The 18829-nt window shown below is 48.9% G+C and carries 17 protein-coding genes, 1 pseudogene and 1 riboswitch; of the genes and pseudogenes, 6 read left to right on the top strand and 12 right to left on the bottom strand.

The window, feature by feature from the left end; genetic code table 11:
* Nucleotides 1-14 precede the first annotated feature (14 nt).
* A complete protein-coding gene (locus AC3B4V_RS12495; RefSeq protein WP_488378623.1) occupies nt 15-581 on the top strand; it encodes a GNAT family N-acetyltransferase in 567 nt (188 codons plus the stop codon).
* Nucleotides 582-652: 71 nt separating this feature from the next.
* Here the strand turns inward: AC3B4V_RS12495 and AC3B4V_RS12490 are convergent, their stop codons facing one another.
* From AC3B4V_RS12490 to AC3B4V_RS12450, 9 genes are all read right to left on the bottom strand, one after another.
* On the bottom strand, nt 653-2089 hold the full coding sequence (locus tag AC3B4V_RS12490; protein WP_488378622.1) for a hypothetical protein: 1437 nt from the start codon (nt 2087-2089) through the stop codon (nt 653-655).
* A complete protein-coding gene (locus tag AC3B4V_RS12485) occupies nt 2026-2943 on the bottom strand; it encodes an FTR1 family iron permease (RefSeq protein WP_023469651.1) in 918 nt (305 codons plus the stop codon). Before AC3B4V_RS12485 ends, AC3B4V_RS12490 begins: the two co-directional genes overlap by 64 nt.
* Before the next feature lie 12 nt (nt 2944-2955).
* Nucleotides 2956-3690: a hypothetical protein gene (locus AC3B4V_RS12480; protein WP_231884717.1), complete on the bottom strand. Its 735-nt coding sequence runs from the start codon at nt 3688-3690 to the stop codon at nt 2956-2958.
* Entirely contained in the window at nt 3687-4415 is a 729-nt protein-coding gene (locus tag AC3B4V_RS12475; protein ID WP_488378621.1) for a glycosyltransferase family 2 protein, read from the bottom strand. The genes AC3B4V_RS12480 and AC3B4V_RS12475 overlap by 4 nt, the downstream gene beginning before the upstream one ends.
* Nucleotides 4412-5848, bottom strand: coding sequence for an alkaline phosphatase family protein (locus tag AC3B4V_RS12470; protein ID WP_488378620.1), 1437 nt, complete (start codon nt 5846-5848; stop codon nt 4412-4414). The genes AC3B4V_RS12475 and AC3B4V_RS12470 overlap by 4 nt, the downstream gene beginning before the upstream one ends.
* Complete coding sequence (locus AC3B4V_RS12465) at nt 5845-6699, bottom strand: lysylphosphatidylglycerol synthase transmembrane domain-containing protein (protein WP_326188625.1); 855 nt, start codon at nt 6697-6699, stop codon at nt 5845-5847. Before AC3B4V_RS12465 ends, AC3B4V_RS12470 begins: the two co-directional genes overlap by 4 nt.
* The gene (locus AC3B4V_RS12460) at nt 6681-7592 is read right to left on the bottom strand and encodes an NAD-dependent epimerase/dehydratase family protein (RefSeq protein ID WP_488378619.1); all 912 of its coding nucleotides are present in this window, start codon (nt 7590-7592) and stop codon (nt 6681-6683) included. Before AC3B4V_RS12460 ends, AC3B4V_RS12465 begins: the two co-directional genes overlap by 19 nt.
* A 26-nt stretch (nt 7593-7618) precedes the next feature.
* Complete coding sequence (locus AC3B4V_RS12455) at nt 7619-8803, bottom strand: hypothetical protein (protein ID WP_488378618.1); 1185 nt, start codon at nt 8801-8803, stop codon at nt 7619-7621.
* A gap of 156 nt (nt 8804-8959) precedes the next feature.
* Nucleotides 8960-9487: a type III secretion system chaperone family protein gene (locus AC3B4V_RS12450; RefSeq protein ID WP_023469644.1), complete on the bottom strand. Its 528-nt coding sequence runs from the start codon at nt 9485-9487 to the stop codon at nt 8960-8962.
* A gap of 200 nt (nt 9488-9687) precedes the next feature.
* Here AC3B4V_RS12450 and AC3B4V_RS12445 point away from each other — a divergent pair, with 200 nt between their 5' ends.
* From AC3B4V_RS12445 to AC3B4V_RS12435, 3 genes are all read left to right on the top strand, one after another.
* Nucleotides 9688-12141, top strand: a complete 2454-nt coding sequence (locus AC3B4V_RS12445) for a CoA-disulfide reductase (protein ID WP_488378617.1) — start codon at nt 9688-9690, stop codon at nt 12139-12141.
* Nucleotides 12142-12322: 181 nt separating this feature from the next.
* On the top strand, nt 12323-13768 hold the full coding sequence (locus AC3B4V_RS12440) for an alanine/glycine:cation symporter family protein (protein ID WP_488378616.1): 1446 nt from the start codon (nt 12323-12325) through the stop codon (nt 13766-13768).
* A gap of 85 nt (nt 13769-13853) precedes the next feature.
* Complete coding sequence (locus tag AC3B4V_RS12435) at nt 13854-14315, top strand: hypothetical protein (RefSeq protein ID WP_029342856.1); 462 nt, start codon at nt 13854-13856, stop codon at nt 14313-14315.
* A 343-nt stretch (nt 14316-14658) separates the two neighbouring features.
* Here AC3B4V_RS12435 and AC3B4V_RS12430 read toward each other — a convergent pair whose 3' ends face one another.
* Nucleotides 14659-15471, bottom strand: coding sequence for an aldo/keto reductase (locus AC3B4V_RS12430; protein ID WP_050678472.1), 813 nt, complete (start codon nt 15469-15471; stop codon nt 14659-14661).
* A gap of 157 nt (nt 15472-15628) precedes the next feature.
* On the opposite strand from AC3B4V_RS12430, the gene AC3B4V_RS12425 reads away from it, so the two are divergent.
* The gene (locus tag AC3B4V_RS12425) at nt 15629-15832 is read left to right on the top strand and encodes a hypothetical protein (RefSeq protein ID WP_195865969.1); all 204 of its coding nucleotides are present in this window, start codon (nt 15629-15631) and stop codon (nt 15830-15832) included.
* A 43-nt stretch (nt 15833-15875) separates the two neighbouring features.
* Here AC3B4V_RS12425 and AC3B4V_RS12420 read toward each other — a convergent pair whose 3' ends face one another.
* Nucleotides 15876-17186 carry a Na+/H+ antiporter NhaC family protein gene (locus tag AC3B4V_RS12420; RefSeq protein ID WP_488378615.1) on the bottom strand — a complete coding sequence of 437 codons (1311 nt, stop codon included), beginning with the start codon at nt 17184-17186 and terminating at the stop codon, nt 15876-15878.
* An 81-nt stretch (nt 17187-17267) separates the two neighbouring features.
* Nucleotides 17268-17372: riboswitch (SAM riboswitch) on the bottom strand.
* A gap of 69 nt (nt 17373-17441) precedes the next feature.
* Complete coding sequence (locus tag AC3B4V_RS12415) at nt 17442-18455, bottom strand: metal ABC transporter solute-binding protein, Zn/Mn family (RefSeq protein WP_488378614.1); 1014 nt, start codon at nt 18453-18455, stop codon at nt 17442-17444.
* A gap of 169 nt (nt 18456-18624) precedes the next feature.
* Here AC3B4V_RS12415 and AC3B4V_RS12410 point away from each other — a divergent pair.
* Nucleotides 18625-18829 (top strand): annotated as a pseudogene (locus tag AC3B4V_RS12410) (alpha/beta hydrolase); the annotation flags it as partial.

Here is an 18829-nt window from a genome sequence, read left to right as displayed (position 1 = left end):
AGGAGAAGGATGAGATGATTCGACAAGCACATGCTTCTGAAGCGCAACAGATTGCCCCCTTGATTGAGCAAGCGATTCATGAGATTGCTGAGACACTGACGGGAACGACAAAGCGGGAGGAAGTTCTAGAGAGACTCGCGTACTTTGTCGCTGAAACAGGAAACCGATTGAGTCATGAAAACATCCTCGTGAAAATCATCGAGGGTGAAGTAGCAGGTATCGTCATTGCATATGCTGGGACGGATGCGGAACAACTCGACGAACCGATCAAAGACCAACTGAAGCGCTGGACGGGTCAAGACGTCCGGATCGACGTCGAGACGGAAGGTCCGGTCTATTACCTGGATACTTTATCGGTTAACGCGCGTCATGGCGGAAAAGGGATTGGTACGGAACTGCTTCAGGCAGCAGCGGAAGAGGGCGAGAAACGAGGACTACAAGCGTTCACCTTAAACGCTGATCAAACGAATGCCGGGGCACAGCGCCTGTATCGTCGTCTCGGCTTCGAACCGATTCGGACGATTGAAATCAGCGGCGGTACCTTTGATTATATGGAACGTCGTTACGATACGCAGCAATGAAAAAAACCATGTCGATTTCCACGGTGTCATTCGGGAATCGCATGGTTTTTCGTATGCATGCAGTTGTGCCATCAAGGCGTTAATTGATACAGCATCGCTTGCGCGTCTTCTGGTTCGTAGCGGGCATCACTCGTGAAGCGGACGACTTGTTTGACGTTTGGTCGTACGCCTTGAGCGTGAAGACGCTCGAGCAATCGACCGGTCACGTAACTCTGGTCGGATTTTGGTTCTGCGTTCCATTTACTGATCGATCCGATCGGAACGATCGCGGCATTCGGTCGTTCGGACTGGAATTGGCGAGCTTCCTCGTCGGTAAAGACTGTCGCGCCGATTGGAAGAGTCGCTACGTAACGCGCTAGTTCAATCGTTGCCGGAGGACGCGTTGCTTGCTCGTTCAACGCGAGGCTACCGATCGTCAACTGAATGACTAAAAACGGCAGATACATCCGCAACGGAAGTTGACGGATCAACCAGATGAGTAGCAATAGGACAAGCGGTAAGACATGACGGGGTTTATCGATATTTTGTCCGAGCCAGATCCAGACGAAATAGAGTCCAGCCGTCGCTCCCCAAGCGACATCGACCGTCCAACGTCTGCGTAAGAATAGTAGCAGTCCAGACACTAATCCGATCCACGTGCCATAACCGATCCCATGCCAGAAGAGTTGCTGAAGCGTCTGAACAAATCGTTGAACGATGGAAGCATCATCGGTCTGAGCAGAACCACCCCAATCGGAAAAATGACCGCTGACGAAGCGGAGTGATAATTGAAGAAACGAATAGGGTCCACCGACAGAAAAAGCGACCGGGAGCAACCAAGCAAGCTGTGCCAGAACAAGAAGGGCGCACTCGGATAAGAGTTGCCAGTAATCCTTTCGTACCTGCCACAGCAGGACAAGCAACATGAAACCAAACGGCGCATAGGACAGTCGAGTCGCCATCAGTAAACCAAACAGAAGATATGGGAGCCAGCGACGAATCTGATGCCGTGCGCGTTCGATGCTCCAGCCATACCAGACGAGTAGTCCGAGGGCGAGCCCATCCGACATCCCTGTCGCAGCGAACGTCACGAGTGAGGCAGTGGAGAGAACGGTAAAGGCAGCGATCAGCCGAGTCGTATCATAGGCATGACGGCGAAAGAGCGAGTAAAGTGGCAAGAGCGCACTTGCCAGTCCTAGTGTGGAGACGAGTCCAAGCGCTTTGACAGGTATCATCAGTGGCAGAAACAGGTTGGCAAATAAGATGAAAAAGGGATAACCCGGAAAGTGCGGACGTAAATCAGCCAAATCATAATCGGTCACAGCGAGCGTGAAGTTCGCAATATCGTAGCTCGCGATGAAGGGACTGACGTAAATGATCCGTAAACCAATCCAGCCACCGATGAATAGAAGCGTGATCCAAAAAAGCGATCGTCCACGCGGACGTGAACGATCGCTTCGGACGGTCAAGAAACCTCCTGTAAGGACTTTGATGACTTCGATGGTTTGTTTTGACGGAGCAACATCCAACCGGCAAAGGCGAAGTAGCCCCACCAAGCGACGACTTGTTCGAGCGATGGGTTATGACTGTATCCGAACATCGCGGCCATGAACGTTCCGATCTGTCCACTGATCAATGTCGAATTTCCTGTATCACGCAAGTATTGCACCTGATCGATGTAGTGCTCCGGCATGAAGCCAACGATGTTATATACAGCAGCTGGTGTGCCGTCAGCATTCATCAAGAGACTACCGAGCAAACCAAGATCTTGGAAGCGTCCAATCGTTTGGACGAGCATGCCGGCTGCGATGAATAGAATGAGTACACCCGTCACTTGGAAGAAGCGTTTGACGGGAATCTTCATAGAGCCGGAAACGAATAAGTATCCGAAAATCAAGGCGAGTAACAGACCGGAAACCGCACCGTAACTCGTCAGTACTTTTTCGATTTCCCCACCTGAGATGGCAGCGAAGAAGAAGACGGTCTCAATTCCTTCTCGAACGATGACGAGGAAGGAGTGGATGATCATCGTGATGGCACTACCCGTCGAGACGGCAGCGGCGACCTTCGCTTGCGAGGCTTTTTGATTCTCTTTCGCTTCCTTTCCCATCCAGAGGACCATGTGTGTCAAGAGCAAGACGGAGACCATCATGATGCCGAGACGGAGATACGTATCGCTTCCGAAGCTCGCAAAACTCGTAAAGACGACTTGGAACAGGAACGCGACACCAAGGCTAGCGAGAAGTGCCAACCCGACACCTGCGTAGACCCACTTTTTATATTGTGGAGCGTTCAATCGATCGAGATAACCTAAGATCAACCCAACGATGAGAACAGCCTCGAGACACTCCCGAAGCGTAATCAAAAACGCTTGAAAATCCATCTGTCTTCCTCCTTATGAGCGGCGTTTCTTCTTCCATTGACCAATGACGACGATGACGATGAGGACGATGACGAGTCCGAGCGCAATCAATTTCCAAATCGCGTCCGTTCCGAACGTCTGACCGAGGAAGGAGTCTTCTTCCGTGAAGACTCCTGTTTTTTCTTCACCCGGCAGGACGAAAAGGGGAGTCAACGTATCTTCGATCATCGTAATGTTTTCTTTGAAGGATTCTTCATCACTCGCTTTTTTCCCGACCCCAAACAGACCAGGGTTTCCGAGTGCCTTTAAGGATTCATCAAATGCAGTATACACGTCATCGGATGTTTGTGCATCCTTGCTTTCCTTGACGTAAGGTGCAAGCACATCGTATGTCCCGCGGGCTTTCGCGAGTAAGAGTTTCGCTTGACCGAAGTCCTCGAACTGCTCTTCAGCAAAGTGCAGGCGACGTTCGATATTTTGACGGAGAGCGACGCGGTACGCTTGTTTAGCAGCCTCGGCATCTTCTTGTTCAAGCGCCGTATCGATCTTCGCTTTCGCTTCAGGGAAATACAGTTTGAATTCTTTATCATAGGCGGCAAGCGTCTCTTTCGCAAGCGCGTAATCCTTGGCATTAAGTTGTTCTTCAAATTGTTTATACGCTTCCGCAAAAGCTTCCTTTCCTGGGTCTCCGTAACTATAAGCGGAAACCGTGGAAGTGCTCACGAACAGTGAGAGCAGGAGGAGCGGTAGCAAAAGAAGGCGTTTCATCCGAGGTGCTCCTTTCGTTCCATGCGTTCTTCAACGCTAAGCTGTGTGATCGGTCGTCGCCACTCCCGGTAAATCGCTGGGAGGACACGTTGGACATAATTCAGACGGATAAAGGACTTTCCTGCTTCCCGGACCCGATAACGAATCGGAACTTCGTGAAGGCGGAAGCCTTTTCGGACGAGATTGAGGGTCAATACTTGGGCATAGTTATAATCGTGAATGATCTCAGCATGGTGACACGTTGCGCGTGAAAAAGCACGCATCCCGCTTTGACCATCATGGATTTTACGTTTCAATAAAAGGCATTGCAACCACGTGAAGAGATGATTGCCGATATAGCGATAGAGCCGCATCCCGTCGACGGTACCGAGGAAGCGGGAACCGAATACGTAGTCGGCCTGATCGTGTAAGATCGGTCGGACGATATCCGGAATTTGATCGGCCGGATATTCGTTATCCGCATCAATCATGACAGCAACATCAGCGCCGAGCTCGTAGGACTGGCGGAGTCCTTCCCGGACTGCAGCGCCGAGTCCTTGATTCTGCTCGAACCGATAGACATGTGCGCCGTGTTGACGCGCAATCGTACTCGTCGCATCCACTGAGCCGTCGTCGATGACGAGGGTCTCGACTGGAATGCCGTCAATCATGTCCGGAATTCGTTTTAAGACGAGCGGGAGCGACACTTCCTCATTGTGGGCTGGTAAAAAGACGATGATCTTCATTTAGACTTCGCCTCCTTGAAGGCTTCTGTCAATAGCACACCACGGCTATCGTGCGGAATGTCTGCCCCTAGGACTTTGGTGATCGTTGGTCCGAGTGACAAGATATGGCGGTGCGTATCCACTTTCAGACCAGCATGAACGTTCTTACCATACATCCAGAACGGAACGAACCGTTCGCCTTCATCCAGGTGACCGTGTCCACCGATTCCGTCCGCTTGACCGTGATCCGCCATGACGATGAGTGTCGCATCCTCGAGTTTACCAAGGCGATCGAGCTCCTCACAAAACTCGGAAAGGAGCGCATCCGCTTCCTCGATTTTTTCGACATACTCGGAATAGAGAGTGCCTCGACTGTGTCCCGTTTGATCCGTTCCGATCAACTGAATCGCGAGCAGATCCGGATCCTCTTCATGGACGATTTGTTTGGCACGTTCTACGATATTTCGATCCGCGACATCGTTATGCATGACTGCTGTGACGGTCCGCACGTCGGTTGAACCGAACGCATCGACGAGGTGGGCGATACCAAGAATCTTACCGGATTTATCGACGGCACGGAGGCGATCGAAGACGGTATCCGTTTTAACGCCGGTCGTATTCCAGACCATGTTCGAATGAATGCCATGATCTTCCGGACGAGCACCGGTGAACATCGAACTGAAGCAGACGACGGTCCGGGCAGGGTAAACCGTCTCCATATTCGTATATTCCGTTCCTTCCTGACGCAATCGTTCGAGGAACGGCGTGTTTGCTGCCATGTAGCGATCTTTACGCATCCCGTCGACAATCAGGACATAGACTTTTTCTGAAGTCGGAAGATCGGCATCTACCGTCATTGCCTCAGGCAACTTCGGTTTCCAGTCGAACAGGTAGTGATGCAGGATCCATGCAAAGACGAAGAGACCAATTGGGAACCAGATGAACGTCATGTCGAGTGGCGACGCGTCACTTGCCGTCCACCAGTACATGAGCAACAAGGCAACCTTAGGCAGTTGCTCCTGCGCGTTACCACTTGTCGAATCACTATTCTTCAGAACGAGTTTCCAAAAGCGCGTGAAGTTCGTCCAGCGCGTTCCAATCCGGAGATGATAATAGATCGTCCCCCAGAAAAAAATCGTAAAGAAGAAATAGAGACCTGCGCCATAGGCGAACAAAGGTAAATAATCTGCATTCGTCCCGTGAAGGAACAGCCAAACGATGACCGGGATCCAAAGGTAATTTCGTAAAAATAACGGAAAATCATAACGCCAAAGCAAGATGAATAAAGGAAGCGTCACGATGAAACCAAGACCAGCTTCTGCGAGTGGCATCTGCGTCCATAAGGCGTACGTCAAGAAGACGCCGATCGTAAAAATGGGTGTGAAGGGTTTTCCTTCATTGAGTAAGTTCCAGGCGCGTGCTGCGACTTTTTCAAAGCGAGAAGCACTTTTCATCGTCTTCCTCCTTTCCAATCAGTGTATTTTAGCTGACGAACCAACAACCGAAGCGTAGCTGGATGCCGAATGAGAACGTACAGCGGGATAAGAAAAGCAAAGGCATATTTAAAGAAGTGCGTCATCAAGGCAACGTCGTACGCATGAGCAACACCGGCTTGCCGTAACACTGTACCCATCGCGAGTTCGTACGTACCGAGTCCGCCCGGCGTGAATTGAATCACACCGGACAGGACACCGGCACTCATCGCGATCAATGTCGTCGGGAAGGACACATCGATACCTGCTCCGTGCAAGAGGAGGAAGACGGCGAGTGCCTCGACTGCCCAAGCGAGCGTTCCGAACAGAACGAGCGATGGGAGATGCGGGACATGTCGGCGTAACACGAGCAATAACGCGGTCGCAAGGAGCGCGACGAGCAAGACGATTGGGTGAAACAACCAACCGATCAGAATGAAGGTACACAGAACGATCAAGTCAATACTTCGTTGTAAGACGAAGATCGCGCTCGTCTGTTTCCATGGACTTCCGACGGCTCTCGCCGTCACGAGTCGGATCATCTCTCCCAGTTTGACCGGTGAGAGATGATTGATCGTCAGTCCGAGATACAGGCTCGACAGGTATACAGCAGTCGGTGCACGTTTTGAGTCGGCGCGGCGCCAGGCGACCGCGCGTAAATAAAAGGCGATCGCATACGTCAAGGTCGCAAGGATCGTCCAGGGACTCTTGAATAAAGCTTCAATGTACCGATACGAGACCGGTAACTCCAAGAAAAAACGGAGCAGTAAAAAGATGACAAGCCCGGTAAGCGTCAGATACAGAAACGTTCGAATCAGCGGTTTTGATGCCACGCGATCACCTGCTCCAGTCCAACATCGATCTCGATTGACGGTTGGTAACCGAATGCTTCTTTTGCAGCCGTCGTATCACTCCATGTCATCGTCACGTCCCCACGTCGTGCAGTTTGAGTCTGCACGGGCACATCAAACCGTTGACCGATCCGTTCAGCTAGCGTGCGGACGGAGACCGGCTGATTCGCGCCGAGGTTATACGTCCCGACTGCACGAGCCAGCAACGCCTGTTCCATTCCGCGAGTGATGTCATCGATATACGTGAAGTCACGGATCGGATCACCGAAGACGGTGAGTGCCTCTCCGCGTAATGCCTGTTCGATGAATCGAAACAGCGCCATATCAGGACGACCCGAAGGACCATAGACCGTAAAGAAGCGAAACAGCGTCACGTTTACATCATATAAATGAGCATAAGCATGACAAAAGCTTTCGGCACTATACTTGGCTGCCGCATAAGGACTGGCGACGTGTCCCGTTGCCTGATTTTCTTTCAGCGGACCAGTCTGCTCCCCGTAAACGGAAGACGAAGACGCGAAAAAGACATGCGGCATGCCATGTCTTTTTGCGGCTTCTAACAAGGTCACCGTCATATCGATGTCCTCACGAATATAGTGATGCGGTTCTTCGAGCGAACGGGGAACACCAGGTAGGGCCGCGAGATGGAAGACAGCGTCGAACGATGTCTCCATCCAGGCGTCGAGATCGTGATGAACATCACCCGTCGTGACAGTGACACCAGCACTTCTTAATGCCTTTGCGCGTTCCTCTTTCAACCGAACATCGTAATAGTCCGTAAAGGCATCGAGTACATGAACGGTATGGTGCTGTTGAAGCCGGAGGGCGAGGGCGGCGCCAATGAAGCCGGCACCTCCTGTGATTCCGATATTCATCTTATCCCTCCGTTTCCATTTCATTCTTAGTTAAGTGGTTCGAGTGCGTCTGTAATCCGTTCACCTGTCGTTTCAGCCTTGACGTCACCTTTTTCGACGAGGGCGAACCATTCGTTTGCGTCTTTTGCGACTTGTGCTGCTTTGTCCTTGCCGAGACGATTCTCAAGCGTCGGTTTCATCGCAACGACGAACATATTCGCTTCCATTGCTTCTGCACGTGCTGTATCGACGTCTTTCTTCTCAATTGCTTCTTGTGCCTCTTCATGATACCCGTCGACTTTTTCCGTCAACGCTTTTGCGAACAATCCTTCGATTTCTTTGTAAGAGACATCAGCTGGCTTTGTTTTTGAGAAATCATAGCGCTCTTTCAGTGTTTTGACAGCCTCTTCGTCTCCACCTGCTAACGATTCTTCGATCGCGAGGAGGAAGCCATATCCTTCTGCTTGTTCCATTTGTAATTCTTTTTCGTCCGTACCAGCTTTGACGCCATCCTCGATTTTTTGTGCATAACCGAGTGCAGCTAAATAGAAGGAACGATAAATCGATTTATCCGTCACTTGTTTCGCAACATTGAAGTCACCGAGTTCTTTCGCGTCGATGGCTTCTTGCTGAGCTGCAAGACCTGATGTGATCGCTTGAGCGATGGCGTCTTCGTTTTTAAAGCCGTAGCTCGCGTCCCGTTTTTCAGCTGTCGGAATGAAGACGGTCTTCGCCATCGCTTCAACATCCTTGAGTGCTTCCGTTGCAGCTTCCGGTTTACCAGCGACGAGTGCTTCTTCAGCTTTTGCTTGCGTTGCTTTTTGTAATTTATAGAAATACGATTGTAGACCTTTATCCACGAGTTGACGAGCGATGTTCTCATCGAGATCCTTCGCTTCCACACCTGCTAAAGAAGACTGGATGACTTGTTCGATCTCTGGTGCTGTCGTCTCGACACCACCTTTTAGTTTCGATTCATAACTTGTCTTGACCATCTTCCAATCGATCGCTTGTCCTTCTTTTGCTTTGTCGAGTTCTGTTTTGATTGAGCTGAAGATCGTCAATTCATCTGTCAGTGTCGTTGCAGCGATCCCCGCATCTGCTGATTTTGTTTCTGTCGACTGTTCCGTTTTCTCTTTTTTCGGTGCAGTCGTATCCGTTTCATTCGAACCGCAGGCAGCCAATATACCGGCTACCATGAAGATAGAAGCTACTTTTAAACGTTTTTTCATAATCGTGATTCCCCCAGAAGAATTAATAAGACGTTTTCCGTCATGTAGTCGTTTTCACAAATCTAACTATAGCGAGAATAATTCTCATTGTCAATTGAACTTTAAAGAAAAAAACGGCTTTGGAGCAGGGCTCCAAAGCCGTTTTAAAATGAGAAATTAGAACTGTTCGTACAGTTTTGTCAAATACGTGTAGACTTCGTCTGATGCTTGGAACATCATGACAGAATGTCCGAAGATCGCAGCCGGATTGAAGCCGTGATCAAGATCGATCGTTGATGCGATCGTGACATCACGGTCGCTGTCGAGAACGACGCGGAAGTATTTGAATTCTTGGTTGAAGTCATTGATGGCGTTCAGAATCGGTAGATCCTCGACACCGTCTGGTACGTGTGTCACCGTACGAGCGAACAATTCGACATCTGTCGTCGTCTTACTGAAGACGATCATCATCATCGGTTCTGCTCCTGCAGGTGTTTTTTCTTGTGTCATGAAGAAGACGTGTGTCTCATTCTCACGTGCTTCCATTGGAATGCCTTTTTCCACGAGGAAAGCTTGGAAAGCTTCCAAGTGTTGTTGCTGTTGTGGCGCGATTCCTTGTTCGTTTGTTTCGGGTTGACGATCTTGGTGAATCGGTGTCACTTTATTGTTCTCGTTTGATTCGTTCGAGTTACGTTCCTGGTCCATTGCAAAATCCCCCTTTATATACTATAAATTCAGTTTCAAGCATTTCAGAAGGAATTGCAACTAATGTCCGTTAAGATAGGAAGAAAATACAAAAGAGCAGAGATATGTCTTGTTTGTGAATCTACGAGCAATTGACTTGAAATGACATACCTAACAGGGTATATTAGGTGACAGATAGAAATTCAAGGAGGAATCATCAGATGAAAACGATCATCGTAGGCGGCGTCGCAGGCGGCGCCACGGCAGCAGCGCGACTGCGTCGGATTGACGAAACGGCAGAAATCATTTTGCTTGAACGGGGAAAAGAGATTTCGTTCGCGAACTGTGGACTGCCTTACTATATCGGAGATGTCATCAAAGATCGCAATAAATTACTCGTCCAAACGCCAGAAGGCATGCATGCACGGTTTAATTTAGATGTCCGCAATTTGTCGGAAGCGATTCGGATTAACCGTGAAGCGAAGACGGTCACGATCCGCAATGTTGAAACGGGTGAAGAATACGATGAATCGTACGATCATCTGATTCTTTCTCCAGGTGCAAAACCGATTCGTCCAAACATTCCAGGACTCGATGACGCAACAAACGTCTTTACGTTACGGAACATCCCAGATACGGACCGGATGCGGGAATACGTCGATACGACTCGTCCAGAGCGGGCGGTCGTCATCGGTGGAGGATTCATCGGTCTCGAAATGGCAGAAAACCTCGTCGAACGTGGGGCGCACGTCACCCTCGTTGAGATGGCGGATCAAGTCATGGCTCCGGTCGACCCGGAAATGGCAGCAATCGTTCATGAACATCTGCGTGCGAAAGGCGTCGAGTTGATTCTAGAAGATGGCGTCGCTCGTTTTGAAGAAGCAGGTCGCCGCGTCGTCCTGACAAGCGGACGCGTGATCGAAACCGAGATGAATATCTTATCAATTGGTGTTGCACCGGAGAGTACGCTCGCAGCAGATGCTGGTTTAACACTTGGCATCAAACAGACGATTCAAGTCGACGATCAACTGCGGACATCCGATCCATCGATCTTTGCGATTGGTGACGCGATTGAAGTTAAAGATTATATCACGAAGGAAGCGACACACGTTCCACTCGCGTGGCCGGCAAACCGTCAAGGACGTCTCGTTGCTGACATCATCGCTGGACGCGACGTTCGGTACAGCGGCACACTCGGAACAGCGGTAGCAAAAGTCTTTGATTTGACGGTCGCTTCGACCGGTAACAATGAAAAACGGTTGCGTCAGCTCGGTCTTCGTTATGAAGCCGTGCATCTCCACCCGGGATCGCATGCGGGATATTACCCAGGGGCGAGTCCGATTTCGATGAAGCTACTGTTTGATCCAATCGAAGGAACGATCTACGGAGCGCAGGCAATCGGCATGACAGGTGTCGAGAAACGAATCGATGTCCTCGCGACAGCGATTAAAGGTGGATTGACAGTGCTTGATCTACCAGATCTTGAACTATCATATGCACCGCCATATAGTTCAGCAAAAGATCCGGTCAACATGGCAGGATATATTGCGTCGAACATCGTGCTTGGTGACAGTGCGAACGTTCATTGGCACGAAATCGATGCGATCGTCGCCAACGGTGGCTTATTAATCGATGTCCGTGAACCATCGGAAAACGAGTTAGGCGCGATTCCGGGATCGGTTAATATCTCGTTACCGACGTTACGTGAGAAGTTGACTGATCTGCCGAAGGATCAAACGATCTATGTGACATGCCAAGTCGGATTACGTGGATATGTTGCGAGTCAATTGTTGCAACAACACGGTTATGATGTGAAAAACTTAAGCGGCGGCTACAAAACATGGTCGGTCGTGCGTCGTGATCAAGAAGCACGAAGCCAAGCGAAGGAGGAGACTGCTGTGACGGTAACGAAACGTGAGCCAACAACGAAGACTGCACCAGAACAAGTGACGCTGCTCGATACGTGCGGCTTACAGTGCCCAGGTCCAATCTTAGAGCTGAAAACAAAAATTGATCAGATGACGGACGGCGAGCAAATTTTCGTCAAGGCGTCGGACCCAGGATTCTTACCAGACGTTCAAGCATGGGCGAAAAAACTAGGTCACACAGTTCATTCAGCGGAGATGAATCAAGGTGTCGTCGAGGTTATGCTTGAAAAAGGGCAAGGAGAGACACCAGCTCCAGCACCAGTTCAAGTCAATCCAGCAGATGATGCGACGATGGTTGTCTTCAGTGGTGATCTCGATAAAGCACTCGCTTCTTTCGTCATCGCACAAGGTGCACAAGCGATGGGGAAACAAGTGACGATGTTCTTTACGTTCTGGGGCTTGAATATCATTCGAAAACCAGACGCACCGGCAGTCGAGAAAGCCGGCATTGAACGGATGATGGGCATGATGATGCCGAAGCATGCCGGGGAGTTACCGCTCTCGAACATGAACATGGCAGGCGCCGGTCAAAAAATGATGAAAAAAGTCATGAAGGATAAACAAGTCGATGCACTCGAGACGATGATGGCAAAAGCGCAAGCAGCCGGTGTTCGGATGATCGCCTGCACGATGTCGATGGATATCATGGGCATCAAGAAGGAAGAACTCCTCGACGGCATTGATTACGGTGGTGTCGCGAGTTATCTTGGTGCAACGGACGGTGCCAATCTGAATCTGTTCATCTAATCTAAAAACTGTTTATGTGAACGTGTCAAACCTGACATCTGATGTGAGGTTTGACACGTTTTTTATGATCTGAGGTATAGATGAGTTTGATTTTTCAAAAAAAATTGCGTATGATAAATCACATGTGAAAAAAACTTACATACGAATAGAGAGAAAAGATGGATGGAAGTGAGGAGATTTGATGGAAAAGGAATTAATGACGTTAGTGAATAGAGTCAGTGATTTGTTATGGACAAATGTATTGATCACGTTACTCGTCGTGTTAGGCATTTATTTTACATTTCGGATGCGATTCGTTCAATTCCGGATGATTCCGGAGATGATTCGCTTATTGTTCCAAGGGACAGATGATGGAAAAGACGGTGTCTCCCCGTTTCAAGCATTCGCGATCAGTACGGCAGCACGTGTCGGTACCGGAAACATCGCGGGTGTAGCGGCTGCAATCGCACTCGGCGGTCCGGGAGCAGTCTTCTGGATGTGGTTAATTGCCTTGATTGGATCGGCGTCAGCATTCGTCGAAAGTACGCTTGCTCAGATTTACAAGGTACGTGACGGAAAAGAATGGCGTGGTGGTCCAGCCTATTACATGGAAAAAGCGCTTGGACAACGTTGGTTAGGAATCGTCTTTAGTGTTCTGATCACGATCTCATTTGGTTTTGTCTTCAACTCTGTCCAATCGAATACGATCTCGCTTTCTCTACAAAGTCAATATGGCGTGGATAAGATGTGGATTACGGTCGGATTGGTCGTCTTGACGGCACTGATCATTTTTGGCGGTGTCCGCAGTATTGCGACAGTCGCTTCGTTCATGGTTCCGATCATGGCAGGTGGTTATATCTTAATCGCCCTCTATATCATGGTGACGAATCTTGAAGTATTACCAAGTGTCTTTAAATTGATTTTCCAAGAAGGATTATTCGAGTTTAAGACGTTAGCAGGGGGAGCAATCGGGGCGGCCGTTCTGAATGGTATTCGTCGCGGTTTGTTCTCGAACGAAGCCGGTATGGGTTCAGCACCTAACGCAGCGGCAACAGCGGAAGTCTCTCACCCGGTCAAACAAGGCTTGATTCAATCATTCGCGGTCTTCGTCGATACATTGATGGTCTGTTCGGCGACAGCGATGATCGTTCTCGTCAGTGGGGTTCCGACAAAAGATGCGAATGGAGATGCCTTAGCTGGTATTGATTTAGCACAGGGCGCACTTGCATCACAAGTTGGATCATTTGCGACAGGATTCATGGCACTCGCCATCTTCCTATTTGCGTTTAGTTCCGTCGTCGGAAACTACTACTACGGTGAATCGAACATCAACTTCATCCGTGAAAATAAACAAGTCATGATGGCATACCGCGTGCTCGTCCTCGTCATGATCGTCTTCGGTTCACTTGTCGAGTCGGCTAGTCTCGTGTGGGCGTTAGCGGACATCTTCATGGGACTCATGGCGATTGTCAATCTGTATGCGATTTTCCGTCTTGCAAAGATTGCGAAGCTTGCCCTAGATGATTACATGACACAACGAAAAGCAGGGAAAGAGCCGCGATTCTATGCGGACTCGATTCCAAACTTGCCGGGGAAAGATACGCTTGAAGCATGGCAGGAATCAAAAGAAGATGAAAAAGCGATCTAAGGAAAGGGAGTCAGAGAAATCTGGCTCTTTTTTTGTATAGAACGAATTTAAAAAGGGAATACAGAGTACAGAAGGGAGGGGGAGAATGGAAAACGTACATTTCGTCCGCGTCACGGATGCGGTCTGGGAGTCGTTCGGAAACGATCCCCACATCATCATGGACTGGATTTTATTCATTCATGAGACACAACCCGATCATGAACAATTATTCGCTCTCGAACAGACGAACGCCATCTATCATTTGATGAATCAAATCGATATCTACATTGATCAAGACACACATTACAACCTGGGACGAGCGATCGTTGGCGAAGAGTTGATCGTCAACGAAGAAAAAGCGGCGATTGTCGGTATTCTTCCCTTGCCACTCCTCATCATATCGGCTGAGGTGATGCGGAATTTTGATCAACGGGCACTCGCTTCGATTCATGATGAAGCTGGAACACCGGGCGAATTCGAGGATATCTGGGAACAGTTTGCTGATTTACGTGCCTATTTTCAAAAAGCAGAAGAAGCGGAAGATACGATTTTAATTTATTATGTCTGAACAGCTTCAAGCATAAAAAAAGAGACCCGCTTCCAAGTCGTAGACTGGAAACGGGTCTCTCGTCGTTCAGATGAATCAAGAGGCTGACTCAAAAAAAGAATGACGCGTCTTTTCACGCCCTTTCCTCAGGCGAGACACAAGCCAATTTTCCTGCTTGATTCAAGCAGGAAAACGGGTCTTGCTTGTCTCTGACAGCGCAAAGATGCGCTTTTTCCTATAGGATTTGCGAGAAACGCGTCATTCTTTTTGTTACGAGATAGGGCGGCAGATCATCGTTCTGCCACCCTTCTCTTTGTGGAAACGGACTTTTGAGTCAGCCTCATCTTTTACGTGAATCGTCAGATTAAAAATCGATTTCGTCCGGATCCGGTCCGAGGCGGACATCCGTTGCCAGACGGTCAATTTTCTCAAGATCATCGGCATCGAGTTGGAAATCAAAGACGTCGAAGTTTTCCGCAATGCGTTCTGGTGTAACGGATTTTGGAAGAGCGACGATGCCGTTGTCGAGATGCCAACGTAAGACGACTTGTGAAGGTGTCTTGCCGTGCTTCTCTGCGATTTCCTTGAAATCGTTGATTTCGAGGAATTTCCCTTGCATGAGTGGGCTCCATGCTTCGACTTGGATGTTGTGATCTTGCAAGTATTCATGCAGTTCATGTTGTGGTAATTGTGGATGCAATTCGACTTGGTTGATCATTGGTGCCATCAAGCCCTCTTCTGCCAATGTATCGAGGTGATGTTCTTTGAAGTTCGAGACACCGATCGCTTTGATCTTGCCTGCTTCATACAGTTCAACCATTGCTTTCCACGCTTCGATATAGCCTTCGACCGGCCAGTGGATGAGATAGAGGTCAAGATAATCTGTTTCGAGACGTTCGAGCGATTCTGCGAATGCTTCCTTCGTCCGACCGGCACGAATATCATCGTTCCAGACTTTTGACGTTAAGAAGAGATCCTCACGTTTCACGCCGCTTTCCTTGATTCCTTTTGCGACCCCGCGCTCGTTTTTGTAGACAGCAGCCGTATCGATATGACGATAACCGACACGTAATGCTTCAGCGACAGCAGCTGGTGCTTCTGTTTCTTCGTCTACTTGCCAGACGCCGAATCCGATTTGGGGAATCGTAATACCGTTTGAAAGTTTTGCGTATTGCATGTGTTACTCCTCCTCATAAAACGTAGTTTAGATTTGCTCGTTTAGTTTAGCATGAACGAACGAAGACGTCCGTTTCCATGCTCATGGAGGAATGAAATAAGGTAAAATAGAAAAGAATCATGAGATTTAATCGTGTGTTAAAAGAGGGGGAGAAAAGATGGCTCAAAAGAATAAACAGCTATCCAAATGTACTTGGCTTAGCATTGGCGCCTTGTTAGTAACGCAGGCAGTGGGTCTGTTTCTTAGTGCGCGAAAGTCAGGACGTAATCCATGGGTTTGGGGAGGTGCTGGACTCGTTCAATTCCCGCTTCCGGCAATCGCTTACTTAATCTTAGAACGACAAGCGAAGCAGAAAAAATAATAAAACAGGTCCAATCGTCGACGCGATTGGACCTGTTTTATGGTTACGAAGAAATTCTTTCTTGCTTCGTCGCTGTCTTCTTCATGCGTGGCAATCCAAAGAAGATGGCAATCGATCCACAGACGAAGAGCAGGAACGGATAGAACAGATACGGAATCAGTTCCGGTGAAGCCGTTTTCGTCAATTCTGCTGCAATCAAGAGTTGCGCGCCATACGGAATGATGCCTTGGATACCACAAGAGAAGATATCGAGAATACTCGCTGATTTCTTACGATCAATCTCGTACGTATCAGCGATTTCAGCCGCCAGTGGTCCAGCGACGAGAATCGAGATCGTATTGTTCGCCGTTGCGAGATTCGTTGCACTGACGAGTGCTGCCATACTGAATTCGGCACCGCGACGCTGAGAAATCTTGCGCGTCAACGTCTCTTTCAAGTAGACAATTCCACCGTTGAACGTGATCAAGCTGACGAGACCACCCATGAGGAGTGTCAAGATGGAAATCTCCGCCATGCCCATCATTCCTTTTGACATCGAGAGGACGAAACCGCTTAAGCCGAAGCTACCGTCAATCATACCGATGATACCAGTGAGCAATGTACCACCGACGAGGACAAGGATGACGTTGACACCAAATAGCGCAAGGACGATGACAGCGAGATATGGAATCAGCTTGTAGAACTCGAATGCTTTGGCTGTTACCGTATCGCCAGAGCCAGAAACGAACGCAAGTAAGATGATCGTCAAGATAGCAGCTGGGAGAACGATCATGAAGTTCGTCCGGAACTTATCGCGCATGTTCGTTTTTTGGGTACGGACGGCAGCAATCGTCGTATCCGAGATGAACGACAGGTTATCGCCGAACATCGATCCACCAACGACTGACGCTGCTGCGATCGCAACGTTGATGCCTGTCGCTTCATGAATACCGAAGGCGATCGGCGCGAGTGCAGCAATCGTTCCAGTCGATGTTCCCATTGCCATCGAGATGAAGGCGGCGATGATGAACAGACCACTCATCAGTAATGACGGAGGTAGGAACGTCAAAGCAGCATTGACGGTTGCATCGATGGCACCGATTGCTTCTGCCGTTCCAGAAAACGTACCGGCTAATAAGAAGATGAAGACCATGATCATGATATCGGGATTTCCGGCACCCGTTGCAATTCGTTCGACCGTTTGATTGATGGATCCTTTCGTCGTGATTGCAGCAAAAATCAAAGCGATCAATGCGGCGATAAGGATCGGAAATTTGTAAAAGTCGTCATAGAAGATCCCGGCTCCGATGAAGAGGACTAGGAATACGACCAGAGGAAGCAGTGCCCATTTGTTAGGCGTGATTGTTTCATTCATTGTTGACACCTCGTTTCTCAAAGATACAAAAAAAGACCCCTTCGCAAGAAAGAAGGAGGTCTTTATGAAATAAAGACGCTCTTCTTATCTCTCAAGCTTTCGCTTGCTGGATTTGGCACAGTACGAATCAAATCGTCCGCTGCCGAAACATCATTGGGCCAGTCCCTCCGTTTCTCGCGATAAAAAGAAGTCATTCAATTGTTGTAAAACACGTTTCTTACCGTACCGCATTGAGTAACGCGTGTCAACTGTACTTTACTGAAGTGCTTGTTTTAACGTCTGGACGTTTTCTTCCATCAACTTGAAATACGAGCTATTTTGTTGCGCTTTCGTGACCGACTCTAGATTATGAATCGTCACGGATTCAGCTCCGATTTCTTTTTGGATGACACGTGCGACCTTTGGTGAGACCGTCTCTTCGAACGCGACGTATTTCAAATCATGCATCCGTGCTTCTTTCACTAAAGCGGCCAGTTGCTTTTGTGACGGTTCATCGGAAGGAGAAATTCCCGCGATCGGTAGTTGTGTGAAACCATATCGTTCTGCGAGGTAACCATAAGCGGCATGCGTAACGAGAAGTTCTTTTTTCGATCCATCAGCGACGGCTTGTTTAAATTGTTCGTCCAATTCATCAGCTTGCTGATCGAACGCTTTTAAGTTTTTCTCGAATGTTGCTTTGTCTTTTGGTACTTCTTTTGATAAAGCAGTTGTAATCGAGCGTGCCATTGCTTTTGCGTTGACAGGATCGAGCCAGACGTGTGGATCGTATTTTCCATGGTCATGACCCTCTTCTTCATGCGCATGTTCATCCGTTGCATGATCATCGTGCCCTTCTTCTTCGTGGGCATGTTCGTCTTCACTATGCTCCTCTTCTTCATGTGCATGAAGTGTAGCATCCGATTCTAGTAAGTTGACGTCCTTACTCGTCTCGACGAAGCGGACATCCGTGCCTTTTAGACTCTCCTGGATTTTTTTCGAATACGGCTCGAGCGTCGTACCGGTTAAGAGGAACAAGTCGCCCTTAGCAATCTCGGTGAGTTGTTTTGACGTCGGCTCGTAAGAGTGGGGGTCTGCTCCAGGTGGGACGATCATCTTGACGTTGACTTGATCCCCTCCGATTTCGCGGGCAATAGCAGCCGTCGCGAACGTTGATGCATAGACTTCTGTCTGGGTTTTATCTGAAGTCGATGAATCGGTATTCGAACCGCAAGCAGCGAGAACACTTGCACTTGCGAAAGCGACTGTTAAAGCGGGAATGATTTTTTTCATTATATGATACCTCCATTATTAAAACGTAACTATTCCGATTTGGACTTTCTCACTATAGCGGAACGCTGGTGAAGCGTCAAGTACGAATACCGAGACGTTCGACTTCTTTTAAAACGGGGTAGAAGGATAATAAAGTGAAGAAACTGGCACGTCTTTTGGAGGTGATCAAGTGAAACGTGAAACTGCATGGCTAATGGGGGGAGCTGCGTTATTGACGACGGCAGCAGCGGGAGCGAGTATCTGGAACAATTATGGTGCATTGCTTCGATGGACCGAACCCGCCTTGCCACTCACTGAAAAACAACTTGCACCGCGGACGCTCACCTACAAACAGGTGGGAAACCGCATCTTACAGCTCGATCTCTATTATCCAC

The organism is Exiguobacterium sp. E17S (genome assembly GCF_057772545.1).
Note: the sequence above shows the minus strand (reverse complement) of the source record. Positions and strands in the feature narration are given on the sequence as shown.